The sequence below is a fragment of the Burkholderia sp. Bp8991 genome (genome assembly GCF_003853795.1).
GTDB lineage: Bacteria > Pseudomonadota > Gammaproteobacteria > Burkholderiales > Burkholderiaceae > Burkholderia.
The window spans coordinates 18,241-43,469 of record NZ_QTQJ01000007.1 but is presented as its reverse complement, the minus strand read 5'-3'; the positions used below and the strand labels follow the sequence as shown (position 1 = coordinate 43,469).

Sequence of the window (25,229 nt, the reverse complement as noted above, 5' to 3'; positions counted from 1 at the left end):
CTTCGACATGACCGCTCGAACTGACGGCGCGCGCGCGGGTTCGGCCACGGCCGGGCGCGACGACGATGACGCCGAAGGCACGCAGTCCGGGCGCTGGCTGATTTCCTACGCGGATCTCGTCACGACGCTGATGGTGCTGTTTCTCGCGCTGTACGTGCTGCAGCTCGCGAAATACAACGCGCTCGATGCGCGTTATCAGACGCTTGCGCGGCATGACGGCGGGACAGCAAGCGCGCCCGACGCAGCGACCGGGCGCATGCCCGCGTGGCTCGCATCGCTCGACGCGCTGAAGACGACCGGCCACATCTCGCTCGTGCGCGCGCCGCACGGCATCGAGATCGGCATCGACGCAAAGATCCTGTTCAACGTCGGCGATGCGCGCTTGCTGCCGGACGCGACACCGGTGCTGAGCCAGATCGCGCAGGCGCTGAGCGCGCATGCGAGCGGCGACATCCTCGTCGAAGGGCATACCGACAGCGTGCCGATCGCGAACGCGAAATACGAGTCGAACTGGGAGCTGTCGTCCGCGCGGGCGGGCAGCGTCGTGCGCTATCTGGCCGATCGCGGCGTCGCGCCGCACCGGCTCGCCGCGATCGGGCGGGCCGATACGCAGCCGCTCGTCGCGGGCGACGATGCGGCCGCGCGGGCGCGCAACCGGCGGGTGACGATCTTCGTCGCGTATTGAGCGCGCGAACCTCGACGGGCGCGCGACGGCCGCCCGTCGACGACATATCGGATCTCGGATGACGAACATGTGAACCCGGCGATGCGATTCCGCGCGTGCCTGCCGATAACCCAGGCTGGCTCAGACCGAGCGGTTATCGAGGGTTCCCCATGCATTTCTGGCGCAAGCTGTCCATTCAGAACAAGCTGATTCTCAGCATGACGAGTTGCCTGCTCGTGTTCGTCGCGATTTCGAGCGGGTTGAGCGTCCGTCTGATCGGCAACGCCGTGCGCGATCGCGTCGTCCGCGAGGAGCTGCCGACGGCCGTGAGCGGCATCCGCGCCGACGTGCAGCGGCAGATGGCCGGGCCGATTGCCGCGTCGCGCCTCCTTGCGCGCGATGCGTTCCTGCTGCAATGGGAGGCCGACGGCGAGCCCGATGCCGGCACGCGCAGCTGGATTCAGCTGGCGAAGAACGTGAAGGACGAGCAGAAGGCGGCGTCCGTGCAGTGGGTGTCGGTGAAGAGCGGCAACTACTACAACGAAGCCGGCCTGCAGCGGAAGGTCACCGACAAGGATCGGTGGCTGACGGATTTCCTCGCGTCGGGCAAGGCCTGCGAGGTGAACATGGACCGCGAGGTCACGGCCGGCGGCTACATGATGTTCATCAACAGCCGGGTGGAGCTCGACGGCGCGCCGATCGGCGCGGCCGGCATGAGCCTGTCCGTCGACGCGCTCGCGAAGGGAATCGCCGCATACCGGATCGGCGACACCGGGTTTGCGTACCTCGTGCGGCCGGACGGCGCGATCATGATGCATCGCGATGCGTCGCTGATCGACGGCAAGCACTTCCTGAAGGACGAACCGGGCCTGCCCGGCGACGCATCGTCGACGCTGCTGGCCGGCAAGCCGTATGCGACGCTGAGCTACGACGGCGACGGCGGCGCGCGCTTCATCGCGACGTCGTTCGTTCCGGAGCTGAATGCGTACGTGGTCGTCGAAGTGCCGCAGGCCGAGCTGCTCGGGCCGGTGACGCGTGCGATTCGCAGTGCGTCGCTCGTCGCCGCGATCGCGGGCCTCGGCGTCGCGCTGGTCGTGATCTGGCTGGTCGGGCGTGCGATCGCAGCGCCGATCCGCCGCGCGGCGACGCTGCTGTCGGACATCGCGAGCGGCCAGGGCGACCTGACGCGCCGGATGACGGTCGAAAGCCAGGACGAGATCGGCCAGCTGTCGGACGCGTTCAACCGTTTCGTGGCGTCGTTGTCGACGCTCGTCCACCGGATCCGCGCGGCGTCCGCGTCGATTGCGACCGGGTCCGCGCAGATCGCGTCGGGCAATGCCGACCTCAGCGAACGCACCGAAGGGCAGTCGGGCAACCTCGAGCGGACGGCTTCGTCGATGGAGGAGATCACGGCGGTCGTGCGCAACAACACCGAAACCGCGACGACGGCCGCGCAGCTGATCACCGGCGCCGCCGACACGGCGACGCGCGGCGGGCAGGTCGTGGGCGAAGTCGTGACCACGATGGAGCAGATCAGCGATGCGTCGCGGCGGATCGCCGAGATCATCGTGATGATCGACGGCATCTCGTTCCAGACCAACATCCTCGCGCTGAATGCGGCGGTCGAGGCCGCCCGCGCCGGCGAGCAGGGGCGCGGGTTCGCGGTCGTCGCGGCGGAAGTGCGGAACCTCGCGCAGCGCAGCGCGCAGGCGGCGAAGGAGATCAAGGCGCTGATCGAGCACAGTGCGGGGACGGTGAGCACCGGGTCGCGGCTCGTCGGCGAGGCCGGGAAGGTGATGCGCGATGTCGTGTCGCAGGTGCAGGGCGTCAGCGCGATGATGAGCGAGATCGCCGAGGCGAGCCTGGAGCAGAGCGCGGGCATCGACCAGATCGGCGATGCGGTGCAGTCGCTCGATCAGATGACGCAGCAGAACGCGGCGCTGGTCGAGGAAAGCGCCGCGGCCGCGGCGAGCCTGAAGCAGCAGGCGGCGGATCTGACGCGCCTGGTATCGGCGTTCAAGGTAGATGAATAGCGTCCGCGCGACGTTAGAATGAACGCGTTTCTGGGGGACGGCTACCGTGGGGATACGGTAGCCGTTTTCGCTGTCAGCGCGGGAATCGGTGACGTCATAAAAATGAAGCGCATTTCAAGACTGAAGATCGGGGTGGGGGCGGTGGCGGTCGCGGCGGTGCTCGCCGCGGTCGGGGCGAAGGTGATCGCATCGCCGGCGGATGCGTATCTTGCCTATCGGAAGCAGGCCGCGGCGGCCGTGGCGGCGGCCCGGATGGAGGATCGGGCGGGCCTCGACCGGCAGTACACGGCCGACGTGAACGCGCGGCTCGCCAAACTAATTGGCACGGTCAGGGCGAGAGGGTTCGTCGCGCAGGCCGAGGGCACGGTGCAGAGCGTTGGCCCGGTCGACGGGATGCCGCCGGGGCCGGACGGGTTGTCCTTCAAGTCGGACGACGGCAAGACGCATCTCGTCGTGACGACCGTTCCGCTGCTGAAGGCCTGGGCGAGCACGGCGGACGCCGGCATCAAGCCGACCGACGACGTCGCCGCGATGTTCGGCAACGAAACGCTTTACACGCACGTATTCAGCGACGACGCCGCCGCGTTTCGCTTCGCCGAGTTGCCCGTCAAGCGGCAGCCGGCCGACGGCGTGGTGAAGGCGTGGCTGCTGGGCGAAAGCCAGGACGGCGTGCCGGACGGGCCGAACACGCTGGCCGTGTCGGTCCGGCAGGGCCAACGCGTCTATATCCTGTGGCGGGGCGTGACGCTGCGCCCGATCGCGGCGTGCGGCGCGGCGCGCGTGCCCGAGAACGCGCGGCAGGCGTGTTTCGCCAGGCAGGTGGGGACCCAGCGGATTTATCCGCGGCTGGTCGCGCAGGCGCAATCGATGGCCGATGCCGTGGTCCGATAGCGGGATAGCGGGCGGCAGACACGGGTCGCAGCCGTCGCTCGCACGGCGCGATTCGACGGCGCTGGATGGAGGTTCGCGTCCGACGAATGACGGTCGGCGACATCACGCGTCGCCGACCGTCGGCATGCCGTCCGGCGAGCGACTTCAACGCGAGCGCAACGCCTGCAACCCCAGGGTGAGCGGGTTGAACGGCATCTCCGCGGCGCCCATCGAAAAGCTCGTCGCCTTTGCGGTCGCCCCGGGCGCGTGCATCAGCGCATGAACGATCCGCTCGCTCGCATGGCCGTCGCCATACGGATTGCTCGCGCGCGCCATTTCCTCATACGCGCTGTCGCTGTCGAATAGCCGCGACGCCTCCCAGACGATCCGCTCCTGGTCCGTGCCGACGAGCCGCGCGGTGCCGGCGTGGATCGCTTCGGGCCGCTCGGTCGTCTCGCGCGTGACGAGCACCGGCTTGCCGAGTGCCGGCCCTTCCTCCTGGATGCCGCCCGAATCGGTGATGATGAAGTGCGAGCGCGACATCAGGAATACGAACGAAAGATATTCCTGGGGTTCGATCAGGTAGATGTTCGGTACGCTGCCGAGCAGCGCGCGCGCCGGCTCGCGCACGTTCGGATTCAAGTGCAGCGGATAGACGAACTGCGCATCGGGATAGCGCTTCGCGAGCGTGCAGAGCGCCTCGCAGAAATGCCGGAACGGTTCGCCGAAACTCTCGCGGCGATGGCCGGTGATCAGCACGACGCGGCGCGACGCTTCGAGAAACGGAAAGTGTGCGGCGACCTTGTCGTGGAGCGCGCTATCGTGGTCGAGCATGCGCTTGACGTCGTGCAGCGCATCGATCACGGTGTTGCCCGTCATCACGACCGCGCCCACCGGCACGCCTTCGCTGAACAGGTTGTCGCGCGCCTGGCCGGTCGGCGCGAAATGCCATGACGACACCGCATCGGTCACGCGGCGATTCAATTCCTCCGGCCACGGCGACCAGATGTCGCCGCTGCGCAGGCCCGCTTCCACGTGCCCGACCGGCAGATAGCGGTAGAACGCCGCGATACTGACGGCCAGCGTCGTCGTCGTGTCACCGTGCACCAGCACGACGTCCGGACGCAAGTCGTCGAAGACGGTCCCGATCGCCTGAAGAATGCCGGTCGTCACGTCGGTCAGCGTCTGGCTCTGACGCATCAGGTTGAGATCGTAGTCGGGCTTGATGTCGAACAACGTGAGGACCTGATCCAGCATTTCCCGATGCTGGGCGGTCACGCATACGCGGGCATCGACATCCTTGCGCGCCTTCAGCGCGCGGACGAGCGGCGCCATCTTGATGGCTTCCGGTCGAGTTCCGAACACAAGCAAGATCTTTTTCATCGATGTCCTCGTTGAGCATCTTCGCGCCGGAAGATCCGGCGTCTGGCGCCAGGCATGGTTGCAGGCCACCCGTCCCGTCCCCGCATGTATCGGCGCCAGTCGCGCGACATGCAGCGGTATTGCGGGGCGAGCGCGCCGTTTTTGTCCGCGTGGTCTGCGCCACGCAATCGTCGAACTACGGCCGTCCCGTTGCACCTCGTCAATCACGTCATGAGCATTTCTCGCTGTGTCGATCGCCATGTCTGTCGGTCAGGCCGCGTACGTTTCCACGTCGCTGCGCGCCCGCACCCGTTCCTCCTTCCGATAGAGCAATATTCAAACCAGTGGCCCTGTGGCCGGCCCCGCTTCGCGCCGCACCGGTGGAATGCCAGGGAACGTTTCACAATTGCTACGAGCGCGATTGCGGCGCCCTGCCGCGGTGCGGGTAAAAATCCGACCGTTTGCGCCATCGAGCCGGTCACGTCATGCGGAGGATGGCGACTTGCGTCGCGCGCTGGCTGCCGATCGAACCGCATGCGCCGTGTCACGCGCCTCGGAGCGTTTCGACATGCGAGTTTTGTCCGGGCAACCCGGGGGACGTCGTCGGCTGCCACGCAGTGGTTCCGCACGAAGGATGACCCTGACGAATCGCGGCGCTCGCATCGTCCGTAGCGGGCGATGCGAAATGTTGCGTATCTGTAACGACCGCCCGGAGCCGGCCGGCCATATCCGCACGTCGGTTGGTCGATGTGTGCCATGCCGCGCACGGAGCGTTGCCGGACAAGAGCCCTGCAACGACAGCCTGCAGCGGTCGACCAGCAGAAAGGGTGGCGCGCGACGTTTCGGTTCACTGAAGGCGGAAGATCCCGCTAGGGGGGAGGTGAACCCTGATTCACCGGTGAATCAAAAACACGCGATCCGTGCCGCGAGCCCGTCGATCGGGTACCCGCAGGCCATTGCATCACGGGGCAGGGCGATCCATGGCTCACCGCTTGCTTTGTTCAGGAGGACAGGCGTGCCCGTCCGAGTTCGAGCGACGACGGAAGGGCGGGGATACCGATACGACAAACCTGCCAGGCGCGACGACCCGTGCCGGGCGGGCGGCGTGCAGGCCGCGCTTGACCTCGCACCACGGCCGGTTGCCGACGCGACGGAGTGTGTGCCGGCCATTACGCCGATGCCGACCCGCTCGCTCCCGCCCATGCGGGTTCACGATGGCGAAGACAACGGTGACCGGATCGCGTTGATACAGAAGCGCACGGTCGATCAATGGAAACAGGGGAAGGAGACGTGTCATGTGTGGCATCGTCGGCGCGGTCGCGCAACGGAACGTCGTTCCGATTCTGATTGAAGGTCTGCGCCGCCTCGAGTATCGCGGCTACGATTCATGCGGTGTGGCGACCGTCGTCGACGGCCAGGCGCGCCGCGAACGCAGTGTGTCGCGCGTCGCCGATCTCGACGCGCACGTGCGCAGCGCCGGGCTGTCCGGCAGCACCGGCATCGCGCACACCCGTTGGGCGACGCACGGCGCGCCCGCCACCTGCAACGCGCATCCGATCTTCTCGCGCGACGAGATCGCGCTCGTGCACAACGGCATCATCGAGAATCACGAGACGTTGCGCAGGCAACTGTCCGACGAGCATTACCAGTTCGATGGCCAGACCGACACCGAGGTCGTCGCCCACCTGATCCACAGCAAGTACCACGGCGACCTGCTCGCCGCCGTGCGCGATGCGACGTCGCAGCTGCACGGCGCATACGCGATCGCGGTGTTCAGCAAGCACGAGCCGCAGCGGCTGATCGGCGCGCGGGTCGGCTCGCCGCTCGTCGTCGGCCTGAAGGACGACGAATGCTTTCTCGCGTCCGACGCGCTCGCGCTCGCCGGCATCACCGACCGCTTCATCTTTCTCGAGGAGGGCGACATCGTCGAATTGACGCCGGGCGGCGTGCGCATTCTCGAACGCGGCGGCACGCCGGTCGATCGTCCGATCCAGACCGTCTCGTCGACGCAAGGCGTGGTCGAGCTCGGGCCGTACCGGCATTTCATGCAGAAGGAGATCTTCGAGCAGCCGCAGGCCGTGGCCGCGACCATCCCCGATGCGGGGCTGTTCGATCCGGCGGCGTTCGGCCCCGATGCCGCGCGCGCGTTCGAGCAGATCGACAACGTGCTGATCCTCGCGTGCGGCACGAGTCACTATTCCGGCCTGACCGCGCGCCGCTGGCTCGAGACGATCGCGCGCCTGCCGGCGCAGGTCGAGCTCGCGAGCGAATACCGTTACAGCGATGCGCTCGCGCTGCCGAATACGCTCGTGGTCGGCGTGTCGCAATCCGGCGAGACCGCCGACACGCTCGCCGCGCTCAAGTATGCGCAGGCGCTCGGGCATATCGATACGCTCGCGATCTGCAACGTGCCGACCAGCGCGATGATGCGGCAGACAAGCCTGCGGTTCCTGACGCGCGCCGGCCCGGAAATCGGCGTCGCGTCGACCAAGGCGTTTACGACCCAGCTCGTCGCGCTGTTCATTCTCGCGGTGACGCTCGGCCGGTTGCGCGGCTACGTCGACGATGCGCAGCTTGCGCGCTATGCGACGCAGCTGCGGCGGCTGCCGGGCGCGCTCGACGACGTGCTCGCGCTGGAGCCGCAGATCGAGCGCTGGGCCGCGGAATTCTCGCGGCACGAGAATGCGCTGTTTCTCGGGCGCGGGCTGCATTACCCGATCGCACTCGAAGGGGCGCTGAAGCTGAAGGAGATTTCGTATATCCACGCGGAAGCGTATCCGGCCGGCGAGCTGAAGCACGGGCCGCTCGCGCTCGTGACACACGCGATGCCGGTCGCGACGATCGCGCCGAACGACGCGCTGCTCGAGAAGCTCAAGTCGAACATGCAGGAAGTGCGGGCGCGGGGCGGTCAGCTGTACGTGTTCGCCGATGCCGATACGCGGATCGACGGCAGCGAAGGCGTGTCGGTGATGAGGATGCCGGATTACTACGGGCTGCTGTCGCCGATCCTGCACGTCGTGCCGCTGCAACTGCTCGCGTATCACGCCGCGTGCCTGCGCGGCGCGGATATCGACAAGCCGAGGAATCTGGCGAAATCGGTGACGGTCGAGTGACGGGCAGGGCCGGCCGACGATTGCCGGCCGGCCCGCGCGGACGGTCAGCGCAAGGCCGCCGCCCGGGCCTTCACGATCTTGCCCCGCTGCAGCACGTACGCGACACGTTCGCCTTCTCCCGCGACGAGGCCGATATCGTCGAGCGGATTTCCGGCGAGCACGACGACGTCATGGGCGCAGGGAATCGGAGGAGGCTGTCGACACGATACGGGCGGATCGAACGGAAACCGGAAGGCGGGAAAATCGTTGCCGATCGGCCCGTTCGTGCGGAGATCATGTGCAACGCGCGCCCGGCCAGGCCACGCGCGCCGTCAGTCAGGGCCGCATCGCTTCGCCCGAACAGCGGGTCGCGAGGTAAAACAGTTACAAGTTAGCCGTTGACGCGCATCTCCCCGGCGGTTAGTGTGTGCGTCGAAGTCCAAGAAGTCCGATTGCTGTTCATCAATTGCTCGCTCTCCTCAGCGGTATTCGTTGTCCTCTCCCTCCTTGATGCTTCACGCGCTCTCCAGCAGGGCAAATCTTCATTTTTCTCAAGGAATCTTCATGGATACCGGTATCGTCAAGTGGTTCAACGACAGCAAAGGCTTTGGCTTCATCACGCCGGACAACGGCGGCGACGACCTGTTCGCTCATTTCTCGGAAATTCGTGCCGACGGCTTCAAGACGCTGGCCGAAAACCAGAAAGTGAGCTTCGAGACGAAGCAAGGCCCGAAGGGTCTGCAAGCGGCCAACATCAAGCCGCTGTAAAGTCTGAAGGGCCCGGCCATCCCACGATGGGCGCCGGGCCGCAGCGACATCCGCACGGAGCTTGGTCTCGTAAAGTTGGCGCGCTCGTTTCCGGCTGCGTCTGCTCATTGAGCCGCCAACCAGGCGCCATACACTTCGTTCCCCCTCCGGCCGCAGCGCCGTACTTTCGCTTTCCGACTGCTTCAGATTCAGCTCGCAATGGCGTTGGATCGGCGCATCCGTGCACATTTCGCACGGCACGCGCGCAGCCGAACATTATTAAAATTAAAAATGCAAAACACACAAAATCACCAATACAACGGCTATGCCGTCCGGCCCTCGGCGCATCGTTTGCCCGATGGCAGTTTTTCAGCCAACCTGCTGCTCGAGCGCATCGATAGCGCGTCTGTCGAAGGCCGCTACCGGTTCTATTCGCTCGATTACTTCGCGAGTGAAGCGCAGGCACTGCGGCACTCGGAATGCTGGGCACGCAACTGGGTCGATACGCGCGGTTAAAGGCAGCGCCGTGGGACCGGATACCCGACGCATAGGAGTCGCCCGGGCGCGCAACAATGCGCGCCCGAACCTCGCGTGCGATCAATTCTGTACCTCCCGACTGGAGCCGCGCGCTCGATTCGGGTTACCGGACTTTCCTTTCGACGCCGGCGGCGCATGACGCCATCCCGGCGTCGAAGCGGGTGGTGTACATGAGAGGCCTGGGCTGACCGAACGGTGGTGCCGACCTCCGCATCCGTGCGAAGATTGCACGCACATCACACTCGCCCGAGAACGACGTGACCCGAGCAAATCCTGAGCGCAACCCGGACGCCGCCGATCCGCCGTGGATGGCCGTCGCCCTGGCCGAACTCGGCATCCGCCGCCATCCGCCCGGCAGCGTGAACCCGCGCATCGTCGAGTACAACAACCGGACGAATCTGGTCGGCTACGACGACAAGATTTCCTGGTGCTCATCGTTCGTCAACTGGTGCATGACGCATGCGGGCATCCGCGGCACGGGGTCCGCGCTCGCGCGTTCGTGGCTCGAATGGGGCCGCCCGCTGGACCGCCCGGTCTACGGCTGCATCGCGATTCTGACGCGTGACGATCCCGCGAGCTGGAAAGGGCATGTCGGGTTCTACTTGCGCCACGACGACGAGCACGTGCATCTGTTCGGCGGCAATCAGCTTGAAGAGGTACGCGAGCTTGCGTACCCGCTGAACGAAGTGATCGGTTACCGTTGGCCCGACGCGGGATGACCTCGTCCTCCGGCATACGCGAATTCGCAATCGCGTGGTTGGCGGCTTGCTTGATCGCGTTGTCGGTCGAATGCCCGGGATCGTGCGGCTGAAGAGCGGGGCCCCGGCACGTGTCGAGGCCGGCGCCGTATCGTGATCGCGCCTAGTTCTTCGCCACGGCTTCCACCTCGGGCCCACCGGCCGCATCATTCCTGCTCCACCCGCCCCCGAGCGAGCGATACAACGCGACCGCCGCCAGCGCATGCTCGCGCCTGACCTGGTTGAGCGCGTCCGAATCCCGCAGATACACCTCCTGCGCCGACAGCACGTCCAGAAAATCCGTCGCGCCGCCCTTGTAGAGCTGGTTCGCCAGCCCGAGCGCCTTGTCCGAAGCCGCGAGCGCGCTGCCGAGCCGCTGCGTCGCTTCATCGCTGCTGACGAGGTTCGCGCGCGCATCCTCGACCTCCCGCAACGCCTGCAGCATCGTCTGCCGCAACCCGAGTTCAGACTCGCGCATCCGGCTTTCGCTCTGCGAGATATCGGCGGTAATCCGTCCCGCGTTGAAGATCGGGCTCGTCGCGCTCAGCGCCGCGCTGAACAGGTTGTCGGTCAGCGTCGGCAAGCCGAGATACGACGCGGCCAGAATCCCGTCCGTCAGGTTCAGCGAGAACTTCGGATACCGCTCGGCCTTCGCGACACCGACCTGTGCCGCGCGCCGCTCGACCTGTGCGTAAGCGGTCAGCACGTCCGGCCGGCGCAGCAGCGCCTGCGACGGCAGCGTGGCGGGCGACCCGGCCGGCGGCGCCGGAATGGCGCCGGCCTGCGCGAGCACGAGCCGGTCCACCGATTCGGGCGTGCGGCCCGAATACACGGCGATCAGGTTGAGCTGATGCGCGATCTGCGCCTGCGTCGGCGGAATCCGCGCCTCCAGCGCATCGAGCTGGTTCTGCGCGCGCGTGACGTCGAGTTCCGTCGACAGCCCGAACGCCTGCCGCTTGCGCGTGAGTTCGAGCGCATGCCGGCGGATCGCCGCGTTGTCCTCCAGGATCTTCAGTTCCTGCTGCGCCCAGCGCAGGTCGACATAGGCGGATGCCGCATCGGCCGCGAGCGCGAGCCGCATCGCGTCTTCCGCATGCTTTTGCCCGACCAGCTCGGCCTGCGCGGCCAGCAGGTCGAGCCGTTCGCCGCCGAACACGTCGGGCGACCAGCTCAGCGCGAGCCCCGCACCGGCCTGCCGCACGTAGCCGAGCGGCGGCGGCGTGTTCTGGCGCGCGTCGGCTGCATGCGCGGTCGCGTCGAGTTCCGGCAGCAGCACCGCGCGCTTCTGCACGGTCAGCGCCTGCGCCTGCTTCACGCGTTCGGCGGCGGCCTGCAGATCGAGGTTGCCGTCGAGCACGGTCGCGATCAGCCGGTCGAGCACGGGGTCGTTGAACTGCGCCCACCACGCGGCGGCGTCGATGTCGGCGCGCGGCACGTCGGTGTCCCACGCGGCGGGCGCAAGCGACTGGACGGAATCGTGCAGCGCGGGATGCTGCGCGGGCTGCACCGCACACCCTGCGGCGAAGGCGCTGACGGCCAGCGCGACGAGTAGCTTTTTCATGATGACGACCTTGGCTTCAGTGCGCGTCCGGCGGCGGCGCGTTCAGGGTGATGGGACGGGAAAACGCGACGGCGACCAGCGCGACCACGAAGCACAGCGACAGCACGTAGTACGCATCCGCGTAGGTGAGCGTCAGCGCTTCCCGATAGATCAGGCGGTGCAGGTTCGCGAGGCCGGCCTGCGCGGTATCCAGCGTGTTGCCGGCCACCGAGGTCCAGTACGCGGCCTGGCGGTCGAGCAGCGACGCGACTTGCGGCTCGCCGGCGCTCACATGCTCGTTCAGGCGCAGGTAGTGGAAGTTCAGCCGGTCGTTGAGCATCGTCGCGCTCACCGCGATGCCGATCGCACCGCCGAGGTTGCGCATCAGGTTGAACAGGCCGCTCGCCGATTTCAGCCGCGACTGCGGCAGCGAACCGAGCGCCATCGTCACGATCGGCGGCACGCTGAACTGCTGGCCGATGCCGCGCAGCGCCTGCGGCAGCAGCAGTTCCCGCCAGCCCCAGTCGTGCGTGATCGGCGTGTACAGGTAGCAGCCGAGGCCGAAGCAGATCAGCCCGAACACGAGCAGCGCGCGCATGCTGAAGTAGCGCGCGGCGAATGCATACGCGCAGAGCGCGAGCAGCTGGAACGCGCCGACCGACAGCAGCGCGATGCCGATCTGCAGCGAACTGAACGCCCGCACCTGCGCGAGAAACAGCGGCGTCAGGAACACGGTGACGAAGATCCCGATACCGGTCACGAACGACAGCAGGCTGCCGATCCCGAAGTTGCGCACGGCGAGCGCGCGCAGGTCGACGATCGGGTCTTCCGCGGTCAGGGCGTGCACGATGAACAGGAAGCCGCAGATGGCGGAGATCCACGCGCAGAACACGATCACGTGATCGCCGAACCAGTTCTTGCGCGGGCCTTCCTCGAGCACGTATTCGAGGCAGCCGAGGAAGCCCGACATCAGCACGATGCCGAGATAGTCGCCGCGCTTGACGAGGCTCAGGTCCGGTGCGTCGATGTGCACGTAGCGCGGTACGAGCGCGGCCACCGCGATGCCCGGCACGAGGTTCAGGTAGAACAGCCAGTGCCACGACCATTGATCGGTGATCCAGCCGCCGATCACCGGCCCGATCGCCGGCGCGAGCGACGCGAGCGCGCCGATCGTCGTCGACGCGATCAGCCGCTGCTTGCCCGGGAACAGCACGAACGCGGTCGTGAACACGGTCGGGATCATCGCGGCGCCGAGCGCACCCTGCATCCCGCGGAACAGGATCATCGAGTTGATGTCCCACGCGAGCCCGCACAGCATGCTCGTGATCGTGAAGCCGACCGCCGACGCGGTGAACAGCCAGCGCGTCGACATCACCTTCGACAGCCAGCCCGACATCGGGATCACGATGATCTCGGCGATCAGGTAGGCCGTCTGCACCCACGACAGCTCGTCCTGGCTCGCGGAGAGCCCGCCGCCGATGTCGCGCAGCGACGATGCGACGATCTGGATGTCGAGCGTCGCCATGAAGAAGCCGACGCACATCAGCGCGAACGCGAAGACGCGCTGCCTGGTCGGTTGCGACGCGGGGTCGCCGGAAATCGCGGTGGTCATCGCAGGCTCCCGTTCAGTTCGCGTGGTCGGTATGCACGGTCACGACCGCGGAGAGACCGGGGCGCAGCACGTGCTCGATGCCCGGCTGCGGATCGAGATGCACGCGCACCGGCACGCGCTGGACGATCTTCGTGAAGTTGCCGGTCGCGTTCTCGGGCGGCAGCACGCTGAAGGTCGCGCCGGTCGCGGGCGCCAGGCTGTCGACGCGGCCGTGGAGGCGCGTGCTCGACGCATCGAGCGTGACGTCGACGCGATCGCCTGAGTGCATCTTGCGCAGCTGGTCTTCCTTGAAGTTCGCGTCGATCCACAGCCCGGCCGCGGGCACGACCGTCAGCAGCGGCACGCCGACGTTCGCGAGCATCCCGACGCGGCCAGTGCGGTTGCCGACGTAACCGTCGACCGGCGAGCGGATCGTCGTGTACTCGACGTTCAGCGCCGCGACGCGTTGCGCGGCGAGTGCCGTGTTCACGCGGGCCCGCGCATCGGCGAGCTGCGCGCCGAGCACGTCGAGCTGCCGCTTCGACGCGAGCAGCGCGGCGTCGCTGCGTGCGACGGCCGCATCCGCCTTCGAGTAATCGGCGTCCGCGCGCTCGACGATCTGGTTCGATACCGCATCGGATTTCACGAGCTCGCGGTAGCGCACGCGATCGGACGACGCGCGCGTGAGCTCGGCCGACGACGCATTCCGGTCCGCCGCATGCTGGCCGATCACCGCGTATTGAAGTTGCTGCTTCGCTTCGAGTTCGGCCACCGCGGAGCGCGCGCTGTCGACTTCCGCGCTCGCCTGCGTGAGCTTCGCATCGTAGTCGCGCGCATCGAGCTGCACGAGCACGTCGCCGGCCTTCACGCGCTGGTTGTCGGTCACGAGGATCTTGTCGACGAAACCGTTCACCTTCGGTGCGAGCACCGTCACGTCGCCGCCGACATACGCATCGTCGGTGCTCTCCTGGAAACGCAGCACGAACAGCCAGTCGAGCGCCGCGGCCGCGACCGCGACGACGACGGCGGCCACCGCGATCCGCATCCACGGCACGCGGCGCTGCTTTGCCGGCCGGTCGGTTGTGGCTGCCTCGCGGGAGGCAGCGGCTTGGGTCGTTTCCATCGATTCACCTATGTATATGCACTTATTGAAACGACCGACGACGCGTCGCCGATCGGGGAAGTTAGCGTTCCGGCAGGTTGTGCGTGATCCGGAACAATTCGTCTCTGAGGCGGGCCGCCTGCGCCGGTCCGAACCGCTGCTCGAACGCTTCCTGCGCGGCGAGCCAGTGCACATGCGCGTCGGCGATCTTCGTTTCGCCGTGCGCGGTCAGCGCGAACGTCTGGCGCCGGCAACGCGGCTCGAGCCGGCCCGTGACCAGCGCCGCGCCGACCAGCGGCTTCAGCGCGCGCAACAGCGCGGTGCGCTCGATCACCAGCACGGCCGACAGCGTCGCCATCGTCAGGCCCGGACGCTCCCGCAGCAGCGCGAGAATGCTGTACTGCGACGGCGTGACGCCCGCCCGCGACAGGTAGCGCTCGTAGAACTGCGAGATTCGCCGGGCGGCTTGCCGGACCGCGAAACAATCGTCATCGATAAGCGTGGACTTGTGCATGTGCACATATTAGGTGCCCACGCGATGCGAAGCGAGCGGCGAGACAGGATCAGATTGGTGCCGTGGCTGTACCAATCGGCGGTGGAAAGGTGCGTTTGCGCGCCGGATCAGGCCGCGGCCGGAACAATCGAGCCTTCGCGGTCGTAGTACGCGGCCGTGTAGTCGATGAACGCCTTGACCTTCGCGGGCAGCAGCGCGCGGTTCGCGTAGGCGAGCTTGATTTCCACGAACGCGTCGACGAGATCGGCGCCTTCGAGCAACTGCACGAGCGCACCCGACGCGAGTTCGGCTTCGACGAGCGCTCTCGGCACCACGCCGATGCCGAAGTCGTGCATCACCATTTCGCGGTTGAAGACGGGGCTGTTCGACGAGACGTCGAAGCTCAACGGCACGGTCAGCGTGTCGCCGTCGACGCGGAACGACAGCGCGGGCCGGCGCAGCGACGGCGACATCGGCACGAACATGTGGCCGGCGAGCTCGGCCGGTGTTTCGGGACGCGGATGCGCGCGCAGGTAGGCGGGCGTCGCGACGATCACCACCGGAATGCGTTCGATCAGCCGCACGACGGTCGTCTCGCTCGTCAGCATGTACGGCACGACGATGCCGATGTCGTAGCCTTCGCCGACGAGGTCGACCGGGCGCTCGGTCAGCGTGACGTCGAGCCGCACCTTCGGATGCGCGGCCTTGAAACCGGCGATCAGCGGCACGAGCCGGTTCAGCGCGGCCGTCGTGTGCGCGACGAGCCGCAGCAGTCCCTCGGGCTCGCGCGTGTACGACTGCGCCTGCGCTTCCAGCGAGTCGAGCTCGTCGAGCACCGCCGCGCATCGCTCGTAGATGCGCTCGGCGGTTTCGGTCAGCGAGACCTGGCGCGTGGTCCGGTGCAGCAGGCGGCTGCCGAAGCGCGCTTCCAGATCCGCGACCGCCCGCGACACGACCGGCCGCGCGAGGCCGTGCATGTCGGCCGCGCGCGTGAAGCTGCGCATTTCCACCACCGACCGGAAGATCCGCAGCTTGTCGATGTAGTCCATGTCCGTCTCCTCGAAGCGATGGCGCGGCGCCGGATGCGCGCGGCCGGCGCCGGCCCTTGTTACGGCCGAGTGTACATTGACTTTATGCATATGCACATTTAAATTGCCGGTCATGAACGACATCCAGATGGCCCAGGCCTGCAATTGCCTCGCGCTGCGTCAGGCGGCGCGCTTCGTCACGCAACTCTACGAGCGGCATCTGGCCCCCGTCGGCGTCACGGCCGCGCAGTTCTCGATCATGGCGAACCTGTCGCGCCGGCCCGGCCTGTTGATGAGCGAACTCGCCGATCGGCTGGTGATGGACCGCACGACGCTGTTGCGTGCGCTGAAGCCGCTGCAGCGCGACGGCTTCGTCGCCGCGGCCGCGGCCGAGCACGACGCCCGCGCGCATGCGCTCAGCCTGACGAAGCTCGGCGAGCGCACCTACGCGCAGGCGAAGGTCGCGTGGCAAGCCGCGCAGGACGAGTTCGAGACGCAATTCGGCCAGGGCCGCGCCCAGGCGTTGCGCGACGAGTTGTTCAGCCTGACGGCGCAGCGCTAGGCGCGACGCGCGGTAGTATGACAAAAGCGATCCGGATCCACCGGACGAGACACGAGGAGCCCCCCATGCTGCAGTTGAGCGAACGCGACGACGCGATGTTGCGCGGCGCATTCGGCGACGGCGTCGCGCGCGCGATGCGGATCGTCGCGCGCACGGCCGAGGTCATGTCGGCGCCGCACCTGATCGACATTACGTCCGCGCATATCGACGGCTGTCTTTACCACGGCCGGACCAGCCTCGACTTCGTCGAGTATTTCGTCGACACCGGCGCGCGGGTCGCGGTGCCGACCACTTTGAACGTCGGGTCGCTCGACCTGATCCATCCCGAGCTGTATCACGGCGACCGCGCGATCCAGCGCGACGCGCAGCGCCTGATGGATGCGCATCTGCAGCTCGGCTGCGAATCGAGCTTCACGTGCGCGCCATATCAGCTGAAGAATCGTCCGCGCCTGGGCGAGCAGATCGCGTGGGCGGAATCCAATGCGATCGTGTTCGCCAATTCGGTGCTCGGTGCGCGTACCAGCCGCTACGGCGACTTTCTCGACCTGGCCGCCGCGATCACCGGGCGTGCGCCGTATGCGGGGCTGCACGTCGAAGCGAATCGCGCGGCGCGGATCGTGTTCAACGCGCCGGACTTCGGCAAGCGGCCCTCGCGCGACATCTATTTCGCGGCGCTTGGGCTTCTGATCGGCCGGATCGCCGGCGCGACCGTGCCGGCGATCGTCGGGCTGCCCGCGGACACCACCGAAGACGAACTCAAGGCGCTGGGCGCGGCTGCCGCATCGAGCGGGGCGGTCGCGCTGTTCCATGCGGTGGGCGTCACGCCCGAGGCGCCGACGCTCGACGCCGCGTTGCACGGGCGGGCGGCGCAGCGCACGGTCGATGTCGCGATGGCCGATCTCGACGAGATCCGCCGCACGCTGAACCACGGCGCGGCCGGCGATGCGCTCGTCGCGGTCGCGCTCGGCACGCCGCACTTCTCGCTGGCCGAGTTCCGCACGCTCGACGCGCTGCTCGATCAGTTCGACGGCCGGCCGAAGTGCGATTTCTACGTGAACACGAGCCGCTTCATCCTGTGGGAGCTGGGCGAGCTCGGGCTCGCCGGCAAGTTCGACGCGCGCGGCATCCAGATCGTCGTCGATACCTGCACGTACATCACGCCGGTCATGAAACAGCTGTCGGGCCTGGTGATGACCAACTCGGGGAAGTGGGCGTCGTATGCGCCCGCGAACATCGGCGTCACGGTGGCGTACGGCAGCATGCGCGAATGCGTGCGTTCCGCGTTCGAAGGAAAGGTGCGATTCGATGACTGATGCAACGATCGGGAAACTGACGGGCGACACGCTCGTGCCGGGCAGCGCATGCGCGAAGACGATCGTGCTCGACAAGCCGCTCAGCTTCTGGGGCGGCTACGACTCGGGGGCGGGGCGGATCGTCGATCGCGGGCATCCGCAGGCGGGCGCGAGCCTCGCCGGCCGGATCATGGTGATGCCGCACGCGAAGGGCTCGAGTTCGAGCAGCAGCGTGCTCGCGGAAGCGGTGCGCAACGGCACGGGGCCGGTCGGGATCGTGCTGAAGGAGCGCGACCTGATCATCTCGATCGGCGCGATCGTCGCCGCCGAGCTGTATGCGATCGCGGTGCCGGTGGTGTGCGTGACGGACGACGTGTACGACGCGATCGTCGCCGCGACGGGCGAGGTGCGGATCGAGGCGGGTGAGGGCGACGGCGGCGCGTGGATTCACGTCGGTGGCTGACGCATCGCGCGCTCGTCGGCTCAGAGGAAGCGGATGTGCGGCGCATCTGCCGCCTTGAGCGACAGCGCGTTTTTTGCCGCATTCATCTCGCGTCTGCCGCCGGGCTGATTGAGCCGTCGGATTTCGGGCCAGGCAATCACGCCGAACACCGAACGCAGGATGGTGCTCAGCGCGAGGAAGCCGAGCGCGGTTCCGCCAAACCACGCAAAGATGTCGAGCATGCCGTCCGTGCTGCCTTGTAGCGCGGACATGATACCGATAGCGAACGCGACGGTGATCAGAACGCCGATCGTCACGATGACATCGGTTCGGGCGCTGGCGACGCGTGCGAGACGAACGAGATAGATCGAACCGTCAGTCACGTTGCGGATGCCGCAGATTGCGAGATTATCGCGCCCCGCGGCATACGCGACATCCAGCCGGTCGCCCGCAACGACGAACAGGTCGCGTGTCGCGCCGGTCCGGAGCGTCAGCGGCGCATCGAAAGCGTCGAGTCGAAGCTCGATCTCCTCGATGCTTTGCGTGGTCCAGCCGAGGTTGTTGCTCCAGACCTTCGTACTGATCGTCTTCTGACTGACGGACGTCACGCAGCCGGACGCGATTCGCATGGAACGATCGGTCATACGTTGCTCCGTTCGAATGTGACCCGGCGCGGCTGGCGTTGCCACTTTTCCTGGGCTTCGCGCCGTTGCGGCCGGAACACCAGTTCGGACAAGCCGGCGATCGAGAGCAGCGTGCCCAGCATGCTGATGATGCTGACGAACATGGTCAGGGCGAGGACGAGCGCCCAGCCGGATTTGAACGCGGCGCTACCGATCAGCAGGCTCAGCACGAACACGCACGACGCCCATGTGAGCAGCGACAGATTACGTTCCTTTTGCGCGAGCGCGTCGTAGGGCTGAATCGTCAGATCGTTGCTGGTGATCCACGCGATTCGGCGACGACCATGGTCGTCGAAAACGCACGCCCGCACCGCCATCCCGGGTTTCAACAGATCGACCTGCTTGAACGCGTCGGCGTCGATATCGTCGGCGCAAAGGAAGTAGCAGGCGTCCTGCATCGTCACGCGATAAATCGGCACCTTCTTGTTGTCGACCGCGATACGGACCAGGTTCGTATCGATACGGTCGATCGTCGACTCGATCACGGTGGTGTGACTGGACATGGGTGGAAGCGGGCGTCGGCCCGTATCGCATTGGCGTGGCATTCATCATACCGATGAAAATGAAATGGGGGCCACGCGTATGGCGGTATGGTGCCCCCCGCGTTTTCCCGTTATTCGTGCGCGGTTCCCGCCGCAGCTTCCCGATACGCACTCGGCGTCTGCCCGGCCCAGTGCCGGAATGCGCGCGTGAAATTCGCCGGGTCGGTGAACTGCAGCCGTTCGGCGATCGTCTTCAGGTCGAGGTCCGACGCGCAGAGCAATTGCTTCGCGTCGCGAAACCGCGCTTCGTCGAGCAGTTGCCGATAGCTCGACCCGGCGTCCTCGAGCCGGCGCCGCAACGTGCGCGTCGATACCAGCAGCGCGTCGGCGAGCGCCTCCGGGCTCGAATAGTCGCCGGCCGTTCGCGCCAGTTCCGCACGCACGCGCTCGACGAGATCGCCTTCCTCCTGGCGTACCTGCGCATACTCGCGCTCGACCTGCACCAGCGCCTGCCGGTGCGCGACTTCGTCGGCGAGCGGCAGCGGCCAGTCGAGCACGTCGTGCGCGATCCACAGCGCGTTCGCCGCGCAGCCGAATTCGACCGGCGGCAACTGGTCGCGATAACGCGCGAAATAACCGGGCTCGGGCCACGTGAAGCGCAGCACGATCGGCGGCGACGCGCGTCCGGACCACTGCGAGATGTTCTGCGCGAGCCCCGTCAGCACGAACTCGAACATCACGTGATGCTGCAGCACGGGGCTCGCCTGCACGCCGTGCAGCTCGAGCGTCGCGCCGTGCGCGTCCTCCGCGTAGGTCAGCCGATATTGGCGGTTGCGCATCCGGAAGTAGCGCTGCGTGACGACCAGCGCTTCCCGGATGTCCCGCGCGGTCAGCGTCGCATAGCCGAGGAAGCCGTGCACGGTCGGCTTCAGCAGCAGCCCGAACGCCAGCCCGATGCCCGGATCGCCGCCGATCTCGATCGCGTTGAGCACGAGCCGGCCCCATTGCGACGGCGCGACGCGCGCGTCCGGTTCGGCCAACACCGCATCGCGCAGCCCGGTGCCCGCGCGCACCGCGGCCAGGTCGACGCCGCGTGCGGCCAGCGCCTGCAGCAGCAGGCGCGTATAGGCGACCGGAATCGTCGGCCGGCGTAGCCCGAGGTGATCCTTGCGAGACGGGGAGGTCATGTCGATTTGGCCGGAAATGACAAGCATTATGGCTGTTTGCCCCCTCACGTTCAAGGCGGCGCGCGGCCTACGATGACACGCATCGCTTACCGGCAGGATCATCATGACGACCTCCTTTCCCCATCTGCTCGCGCCGCTCGACCTCGGCTTCACCACGCTGAAGAATCGCGTGCTGATGGGGTCGATGCACACGGGCCTCGAGGACAGCCGCAAGACGCTGCCGCGGCTCGCCGACTATTTCGCCGAACGCGCGCGCGGCGGCGTCGGCCTGATCGTGACCGGCGGCTTCGCGCCGAACGTGGCCGGCTGGACCAAGCCGTTCGGCGGCACGCTGATGACGTCGGCCGGCGCGCGGCGCCATCGCGTGATCACCGACGCCGTGCATGCGGACGACGGCAAGATCGCGCTGCAGATCCTGCATACCGGCCGCTACGGCTACCACCCGTTCGCGGTTGCGCCGTCGAAGATCAAGTCGCCGATTTCGCCGTTCGCGCCGCGCGAACTCAGCGCAAGCGGCGTGGAGCGGCAGATTCGTGCATTCGTCCGCTGTGCGCAGCTCGCGCGCGAGGCCGGTTACGACGGCGTCGAGATCATGGGCTCCGAGGGCTACCTGATCAACCAGTTCATCTCGATGCATACGAACAAGCGCACCGATCAGTGGGGCGGTTCGTACGAGAACCGGATCCGCCTGCCGATCGAGATCATCGAGCGCACGCGCGAAGCGGTCGGGCGCGACTTCATCCTGATCTACCGGCTGTCGATGCTCGACCTGATTCCCGACGGCAGCGACTGGAGCGAGACCGTGCAGCTTGCGAAGGCCGTCGAGCGCGCGGGCGCGACCATCATCAACACCGGGATCGGCTGGCACGAGGCACGCGTGCCGACGATCGCGACGTCGGTGCCGCGCGGCGCGTTCGCGTGGGTGACGAAGAAGATGAAGGGCGAGGTCGGTATTCCGCTCGTGACGACCAACCGGATCAACCGGCCGGAAGTGGCCGAGCAGATCCTTGCGGACGGCTGCGCGGACATGGTGTCGATGGCGCGCCCGCTGCTCGCGGATGCCGAGTTCGTCGTCAAGGCCGCGCAGGGCCGCGCCGACGAGATCAACACCTGCATCGGCTGCAACCAGGCGTGTCTCGACCACGCGTTCAGGAACAAGATCGCGTCGTGCCTGCTGAACCCGCGCGCCTGCCACGAGACCGAGCTGATCTATACGCGCGTGCAGCAGCCGAAGCGCATTGCGGTGGTCGGCGCCGGGCCGGCCGGGCTTGCATGCTCGACCGTGCTCGCGCAGCGCGGCCACCACGTCGACCTGTTCGACGCGGCGCCGGAGATCGGCGGCCAGTTCAACATGGCGAAGCGGATTCCGGGCAAGGAGGAGTTCGACGAAGCGCTGCGTTACTTCGGCCGTCAGGTCGAGCTGACCGGCGTGAATCTGCACCTCAACCGCCGCGTCGATGCGAGCGAACTGATCGCGGGCGGCTACGACGAGATCGTGCTCGCGACCGGCGTGGCGCCGCGCGACCCGAAGATTCCCGGCCAGGACGGGCCGAACGTGCTCAGCTATATCGACGTGCTCGCCGGCAGGCAGCCGGTCGGCCGGAGGGTCGCCGTGGTCGGCGCGGGCGGCATCGGCTTCGATGTCGCCGAGTATCTGGTGCAGGACGGCGAGTCGCCGACGCTCGATCTGGAAGAGTGGAAGGCGGAGTGGGGCGTGACCGATCCGGCCGCGACGCGCGGCGGCGTGACGCGCGCGCAGGTCGCGGCGCCCGCTCGCGAAGTGACGCTGCTGCAGCGCAAGGCCGCGCCGCTCGGCAAGGGGCTCGGCAAGACGACCGGCTGGATTCACCGCGCGACGCTGAAGATGAAGCAGGTGAAGATGATCGGCGGCGTGAACTACGAACTGATCGATGCGCGCGGGCTGCACGTGTCGTACGGCGAGCAGCGCACCGATCACGAACTGATCGAAGCCGACACGATCGTGCTGTGCACGGGGCAGGAGTCGCAGCGCGCGCTGTTCGCGCCGCTGCAGGCGGCCGGACGCTCCGTGCATCTGATCGGCGGCGCGGAGCTGGCGGCCGAGCTCGATGCGAAGCGTGCGATCGATCAGGGCGCGCGGCTCGCGGCGCGGCTGTAACGGTACGGCGCGCGAGGCGCCGCCGTCACTCCATCTCGACGCGTTGTGTCTCGCGCTCTTCCGCTTCCAGCATCGCCTTGACGATCAGATAGACGGCGGGCAGATCGTCGTCGTCGCGCTTCCAGTCGACGGCTTCCTCGACGTCCGCGGCGACCATCCGACTGTCGCGCAGCCGGATGAAGGCGTCGACGACCATCGGATCGTTGCGGTTCAGGAAGCCGGTGTTCGAGAACGCCAGCTCCTCGACATTCAGCAGCGCCTGCCAGCTCATCGTGCGGACTGCGGCCGGATGGCTGCGGCGCCGCAAGCCGAGCGCCCGCTGCGCGGGGCCGCCGACGACACGCTGAAGATCGACGACCGCTTGCCGCGCGGCACGCTCGAAGTGGACGGGGTTGAAGCCGGGTTGCTCGGGATCGAATGCGGATGACTGGAACATGGTCGCCTCACAAAAGTCCGTCCGTCATGGGTGACGGAATTCGGGTCAAATGGTACAAAAGCACTGTAAATATATACAGTGTTCGAGGCGGTTTCAAGTACTGAATGAATGTGTTCGTGGGGCGACCGGGATTCGGGTGAGCGGATTCGGGCAACCGGCAAGGGCGGCCGGCAAGGGCGACCGGCAAGGGCGACCGGCGAGGGCGGCCGACGCATGAAGCCGCATTGGCAAGAAGCGCGTTTCTGCTCCGTGCTCTTCGCTGCATCGCGCTGCGCACGTCATGTCTCGGAACCTCGCGGTGGCCTCACTGCGCCGACCGCTCGTCTGGCGATCTACACCGACGCGGCGATCGTCTCCCGCAACCATCGATGCGCCGGATCGCGGTGCACGCGCTCGTGCCACAGCATCGACATTTCATAGCCGGGCACGTCGACCGGCGCCTCCACGACGCGCAATGCGGGCGTATTGCGCACCAGCCGCTCGGGCAGCATCGCCACGAGGTCGGTTGTGGCGACGGCCGTCATCACGAACAGGAAATGCGGCACCGACAGCACCACGCGCCGCGTGGCGCCGGCTTTGGCGAGCGCTTCGTCCGTCACGCCGAAGAAGCCGCCGCCGTCGGGCGACACGATTACGTGTTCCAGCGCGCCGAACTGCGCGAGCGTCGGGCGACGCTTCAGTTTCGGATGACCGGCGCGGCCGACGAGCACGTAGCGCTCGACGAACAGCGGCAGACGCCGCATCCCTTCCGGCGAACCGTCTGTCGTGTGGAAGGCCAGGTCGATACCGTTTCGCTCGGCGTCCTGCTCGATGCGCGGCGGCACGAGTTCGACGACGGCGAGGCGCGTCGCGGGCGCGGCCGAGCGCAGCCTGTTCAGCGCGGGCAGCACGATCGTCGATTCGCCATAGTCGGTTGCGGCCACGCGCCACGTGTTCGTCGCGGTTGCCGGATCGAACGGCGTGGCCGTCAGCACCGCGCGTTCGACTGCTTCGAGCGCATCTCGCAGCGGCTCGCGCAGCGTTTCCGCCCGCGCGGTCGGCCGCATTCCGCGCGGCCCCGGCAGCAACAGCGGATCACCGAACAGGTCGCGCAGTTTCTGCAGTTGCACGCTGACCGACGGCTGCGACATGTTCAGTTTCTCGGCCGCCCGCGTGACGTTGTGCTCGGCAAGCAGCACGTCGAGCGTGACCAGCAGGTTCAGATCCAGTCGTCTGAGATTGTTCATGTCTATACCTGGAATATCGGGAATTCATTTCCAATATACCTTCGGCGACGGCATCCTGCAGTCATTCAATCAACGGAGTGACGAACATGAATGTCCTGATCGTTTATGCCCATCCGGAGCCGCGTTCGCTGAACGGCGCGCTGCGCGACTTTGCCGTCGAGCATCTCGAAGCGGCGGGTCATAGCGTGCAGGTGACGGACCTCTATGCGATGAACTGGAAGGCCGCATTCGACGCGGACGACGTGACCGTCCGTGCACCCGACGCGCGTTTCGATCCTGCGCTCGATTCGAAGCATGCGTTCGAGACGGGCACGCAGCGCGACGACATCGCGCGCGAACAGGACAAGCTGAAGTGGGCCGATGCGGTGATCCTGCAGTTCCCGCTGTGGTGGTTCTCGATGCCGGCGATCATGAAGGGCTGGGTCGAGCGTGTGTATGCGTATGGTTTCGCATACGGCGTCGGCGAGCATTCCGACCTGCACTGGGGCGACCGTTACGGCGAAGGTTCGCTGGCGGGCAAACGGGCGATGGTGATCGTCACGACGGGCGGCTGGGAGTCGCATTACAGCGCGCGCGGCATCAACGGGCCGATCGACGACGTGCTGTTCCCGATCCAGCACGGGATTCTGTACTACCCGGGGTTCGACGTGCTGCCGCCGTTCGTGATTTACCGGACGGGAAAGATGAACGATGAGCGCTTCGACGCAACGCGCGCGGCGCTCGGCAAGCGCCTCGACGATCTGTGGACCACGCCGCCGATCCCGTTCCGGCGGCAGAATGCGGGCGATTACGAGATTCCGGCGCTGACGCTGAAGGCGGAAATCGCGCCGGGGACGGTCGGGTTCGCGGCGCATCTGGCGAGCGAGCGGTGATCGTCACTGTATCGTCGTGACGCGGGCGCCACCTGAACCCGGCGGCTGTGCAAAACGTCACGGGCGACCGGCGAGAAAATCGCCGGCCGCCCGGGGCGTGCTTCGCGCGGCCGT

Annotated in this window: 23 protein-coding genes; 12 read left to right on the top strand and 11 right to left on the bottom strand. The window is 67.0% G+C overall.

Annotated elements, in window-relative coordinates; all coding sequences use genetic code 11:
- Nucleotides 1-7 precede the first annotated feature (7 nt).
- From DIE02_RS09995 to DIE02_RS09985, 3 genes are all read left to right on the top strand, one after another.
- Nucleotides 8-685 (top strand): OmpA family protein, encoded by a 678-nt coding sequence (locus DIE02_RS09995; RefSeq protein WP_124488787.1) that lies wholly within the window; start codon nucleotides 8-10, stop codon nucleotides 683-685.
- Nucleotides 686-834: 149 nt separating this feature from the next.
- Nucleotides 835-2,697, top strand: a complete 1,863-nt coding sequence (locus DIE02_RS09990) for a methyl-accepting chemotaxis protein (protein WP_124488786.1) — start codon at nucleotides 835-837, stop codon at nucleotides 2,695-2,697.
- Nucleotides 2,698-2,799: 102 nt separating this feature from the next.
- Nucleotides 2,800-3,588 (top strand): hypothetical protein, encoded by a 789-nt coding sequence (locus DIE02_RS09985; RefSeq protein WP_124488822.1) that lies wholly within the window; start codon nucleotides 2,800-2,802, stop codon nucleotides 3,586-3,588.
- A gap of 144 nt (nucleotides 3,589-3,732) precedes the next feature.
- On the opposite strand, the gene wecB is transcribed toward DIE02_RS09985, so the two are convergent.
- Nucleotides 3,733-4,950: a non-hydrolyzing UDP-N-acetylglucosamine 2-epimerase gene (gene wecB, locus DIE02_RS09980; protein ID WP_124488785.1), complete on the bottom strand. Its 1,218-nt coding sequence runs from the start codon at nucleotides 4,948-4,950 to the stop codon at nucleotides 3,733-3,735.
- Nucleotides 4,951-6,224: 1,274 nt separating this feature from the next.
- Between wecB and glmS the strand changes: the two genes are divergently transcribed.
- The 4 genes from glmS (at nucleotide 6,225) to DIE02_RS09960 (ending at nucleotide 10,024) form a co-directional block, all read left to right on the top strand.
- Nucleotides 6,225-8,042, top strand: coding sequence for a glutamine--fructose-6-phosphate transaminase (isomerizing) (glmS, locus tag DIE02_RS09975; protein ID WP_124488784.1), 1,818 nt, complete (start codon nucleotides 6,225-6,227; stop codon nucleotides 8,040-8,042).
- Nucleotides 8,043-8,585: 543 nt separating this feature from the next.
- Complete coding sequence (locus DIE02_RS09970; protein ID WP_006485974.1) at nucleotides 8,586-8,789, top strand: cold-shock protein; 204 nt, start codon at nucleotides 8,586-8,588, stop codon at nucleotides 8,787-8,789.
- Between the two features lie 270 nt (nucleotides 8,790-9,059).
- Nucleotides 9,060-9,284, top strand: coding sequence for a hypothetical protein (locus DIE02_RS09965; RefSeq protein WP_124488783.1), 225 nt, complete (start codon nucleotides 9,060-9,062; stop codon nucleotides 9,282-9,284).
- A gap of 329 nt (nucleotides 9,285-9,613) precedes the next feature.
- Nucleotides 9,614-10,024, top strand: a complete 411-nt coding sequence (locus tag DIE02_RS09960) for a TIGR02594 family protein (protein WP_124488821.1) — start codon at nucleotides 9,614-9,616, stop codon at nucleotides 10,022-10,024.
- Nucleotides 10,025-10,166: 142 nt separating this feature from the next.
- Here DIE02_RS09960 and DIE02_RS09955 read toward each other — a convergent pair whose 3' ends face one another.
- The 5 genes from DIE02_RS09955 to DIE02_RS09935 form a co-directional block, all read right to left on the bottom strand.
- Entirely contained in the window at nucleotides 10,167-11,603 is a 1,437-nt protein-coding gene (locus tag DIE02_RS09955; RefSeq protein ID WP_124488782.1) for an efflux transporter outer membrane subunit, read from the bottom strand.
- Between the two features lie 16 nt (nucleotides 11,604-11,619).
- Nucleotides 11,620-13,194, bottom strand: a complete 1,575-nt coding sequence (locus tag DIE02_RS09950; RefSeq protein ID WP_124488781.1) for a DHA2 family efflux MFS transporter permease subunit — start codon at nucleotides 13,192-13,194, stop codon at nucleotides 11,620-11,622.
- A 13-nt stretch (nucleotides 13,195-13,207) separates the two neighbouring features.
- Entirely contained in the window at nucleotides 13,208-14,296 is a 1,089-nt protein-coding gene (locus DIE02_RS09945) for an HlyD family secretion protein (protein WP_124488780.1), read from the bottom strand.
- 61 nt (nucleotides 14,297-14,357) lie between these two features.
- Nucleotides 14,358-14,789, bottom strand: coding sequence for a MarR family winged helix-turn-helix transcriptional regulator (locus DIE02_RS09940; protein WP_044847568.1), 432 nt, complete (start codon nucleotides 14,787-14,789; stop codon nucleotides 14,358-14,360).
- A 107-nt stretch (nucleotides 14,790-14,896) separates the two neighbouring features.
- Nucleotides 14,897-15,817 carry a LysR family transcriptional regulator gene (locus tag DIE02_RS09935; RefSeq protein WP_044847567.1) on the bottom strand — a complete coding sequence of 307 codons (921 nt, stop codon included), beginning with the start codon at nucleotides 15,815-15,817 and terminating at the stop codon, nucleotides 14,897-14,899.
- 112 nt (nucleotides 15,818-15,929) lie between these two features.
- Here DIE02_RS09935 and DIE02_RS09930 point away from each other — a divergent pair, with 112 nt between their 5' ends.
- From DIE02_RS09930 to DIE02_RS09920, 3 genes are all read left to right on the top strand, one after another.
- Nucleotides 15,930-16,358, top strand: a complete 429-nt coding sequence (locus DIE02_RS09930) for a MarR family winged helix-turn-helix transcriptional regulator (protein ID WP_124488779.1) — start codon at nucleotides 15,930-15,932, stop codon at nucleotides 16,356-16,358.
- Nucleotides 16,359-16,423: 65 nt separating this feature from the next.
- Nucleotides 16,424-17,671: an aconitase X gene (locus tag DIE02_RS09925; protein WP_044847565.1), complete on the top strand. Its 1,248-nt coding sequence runs from the start codon at nucleotides 16,424-16,426 to the stop codon at nucleotides 17,669-17,671.
- Nucleotides 17,664-18,113 carry an aconitase X swivel domain-containing protein gene (locus tag DIE02_RS09920; protein ID WP_124488778.1) on the top strand — a complete coding sequence of 150 codons (450 nt, stop codon included), beginning with the start codon at nucleotides 17,664-17,666 and terminating at the stop codon, nucleotides 18,111-18,113. The genes DIE02_RS09925 and DIE02_RS09920 overlap by 8 nt, the downstream gene beginning before the upstream one ends.
- Nucleotides 18,114-18,133: 20 nt before the next feature.
- On the opposite strand, the gene DIE02_RS35465 is transcribed toward DIE02_RS09920, so the two are convergent.
- From DIE02_RS35465 to DIE02_RS09905, 3 genes are all read right to left on the bottom strand, one after another.
- Nucleotides 18,134-18,736 (bottom strand): hypothetical protein, encoded by a 603-nt coding sequence (locus DIE02_RS35465; protein WP_185702613.1) that lies wholly within the window; start codon nucleotides 18,734-18,736, stop codon nucleotides 18,134-18,136.
- Nucleotides 18,733-19,260: a hypothetical protein gene (locus DIE02_RS09910; RefSeq protein WP_260427332.1), complete on the bottom strand. Its 528-nt coding sequence runs from the start codon at nucleotides 19,258-19,260 to the stop codon at nucleotides 18,733-18,735. The genes DIE02_RS35465 and DIE02_RS09910 overlap by 4 nt, the downstream gene beginning before the upstream one ends.
- A 128-nt stretch (nucleotides 19,261-19,388) precedes the next feature.
- Complete coding sequence (locus tag DIE02_RS09905; protein ID WP_124488777.1) at nucleotides 19,389-20,471, bottom strand: AraC family transcriptional regulator; 1,083 nt, start codon at nucleotides 20,469-20,471, stop codon at nucleotides 19,389-19,391.
- A gap of 76 nt (nucleotides 20,472-20,547) precedes the next feature.
- On the opposite strand from DIE02_RS09905, the gene DIE02_RS09900 reads away from it, so the two are divergent.
- Entirely contained in the window at nucleotides 20,548-22,581 is a 2,034-nt protein-coding gene (locus DIE02_RS09900; protein WP_124488776.1) for an NADPH-dependent 2,4-dienoyl-CoA reductase, read from the top strand.
- Between the two features lie 25 nt (nucleotides 22,582-22,606).
- Here the strand turns inward: DIE02_RS09900 and DIE02_RS09895 are convergent, their stop codons facing one another.
- Both DIE02_RS09895 and DIE02_RS09890 read right to left on the bottom strand, forming a co-directional pair.
- On the bottom strand, nucleotides 22,607-23,017 hold the full coding sequence (locus DIE02_RS09895) for a DUF2471 family protein (protein ID WP_044847560.1): 411 nt from the start codon (nucleotides 23,015-23,017) through the stop codon (nucleotides 22,607-22,609).
- Between the two features lie 332 nt (nucleotides 23,018-23,349).
- A complete protein-coding gene (locus DIE02_RS09890) occupies nucleotides 23,350-24,243 on the bottom strand; it encodes a LysR family transcriptional regulator (protein ID WP_124488775.1) in 894 nt (297 codons plus the stop codon).
- Between the two features lie 86 nt (nucleotides 24,244-24,329).
- Here DIE02_RS09890 and DIE02_RS09885 point away from each other — a divergent pair, with 86 nt between their 5' ends.
- Nucleotides 24,330-25,115, top strand: coding sequence for an NAD(P)H-dependent oxidoreductase (locus DIE02_RS09885; RefSeq protein ID WP_124488774.1), 786 nt, complete (start codon nucleotides 24,330-24,332; stop codon nucleotides 25,113-25,115).
- The last annotated feature ends 114 nt before the right edge of the window (nucleotides 25,116-25,229 follow it).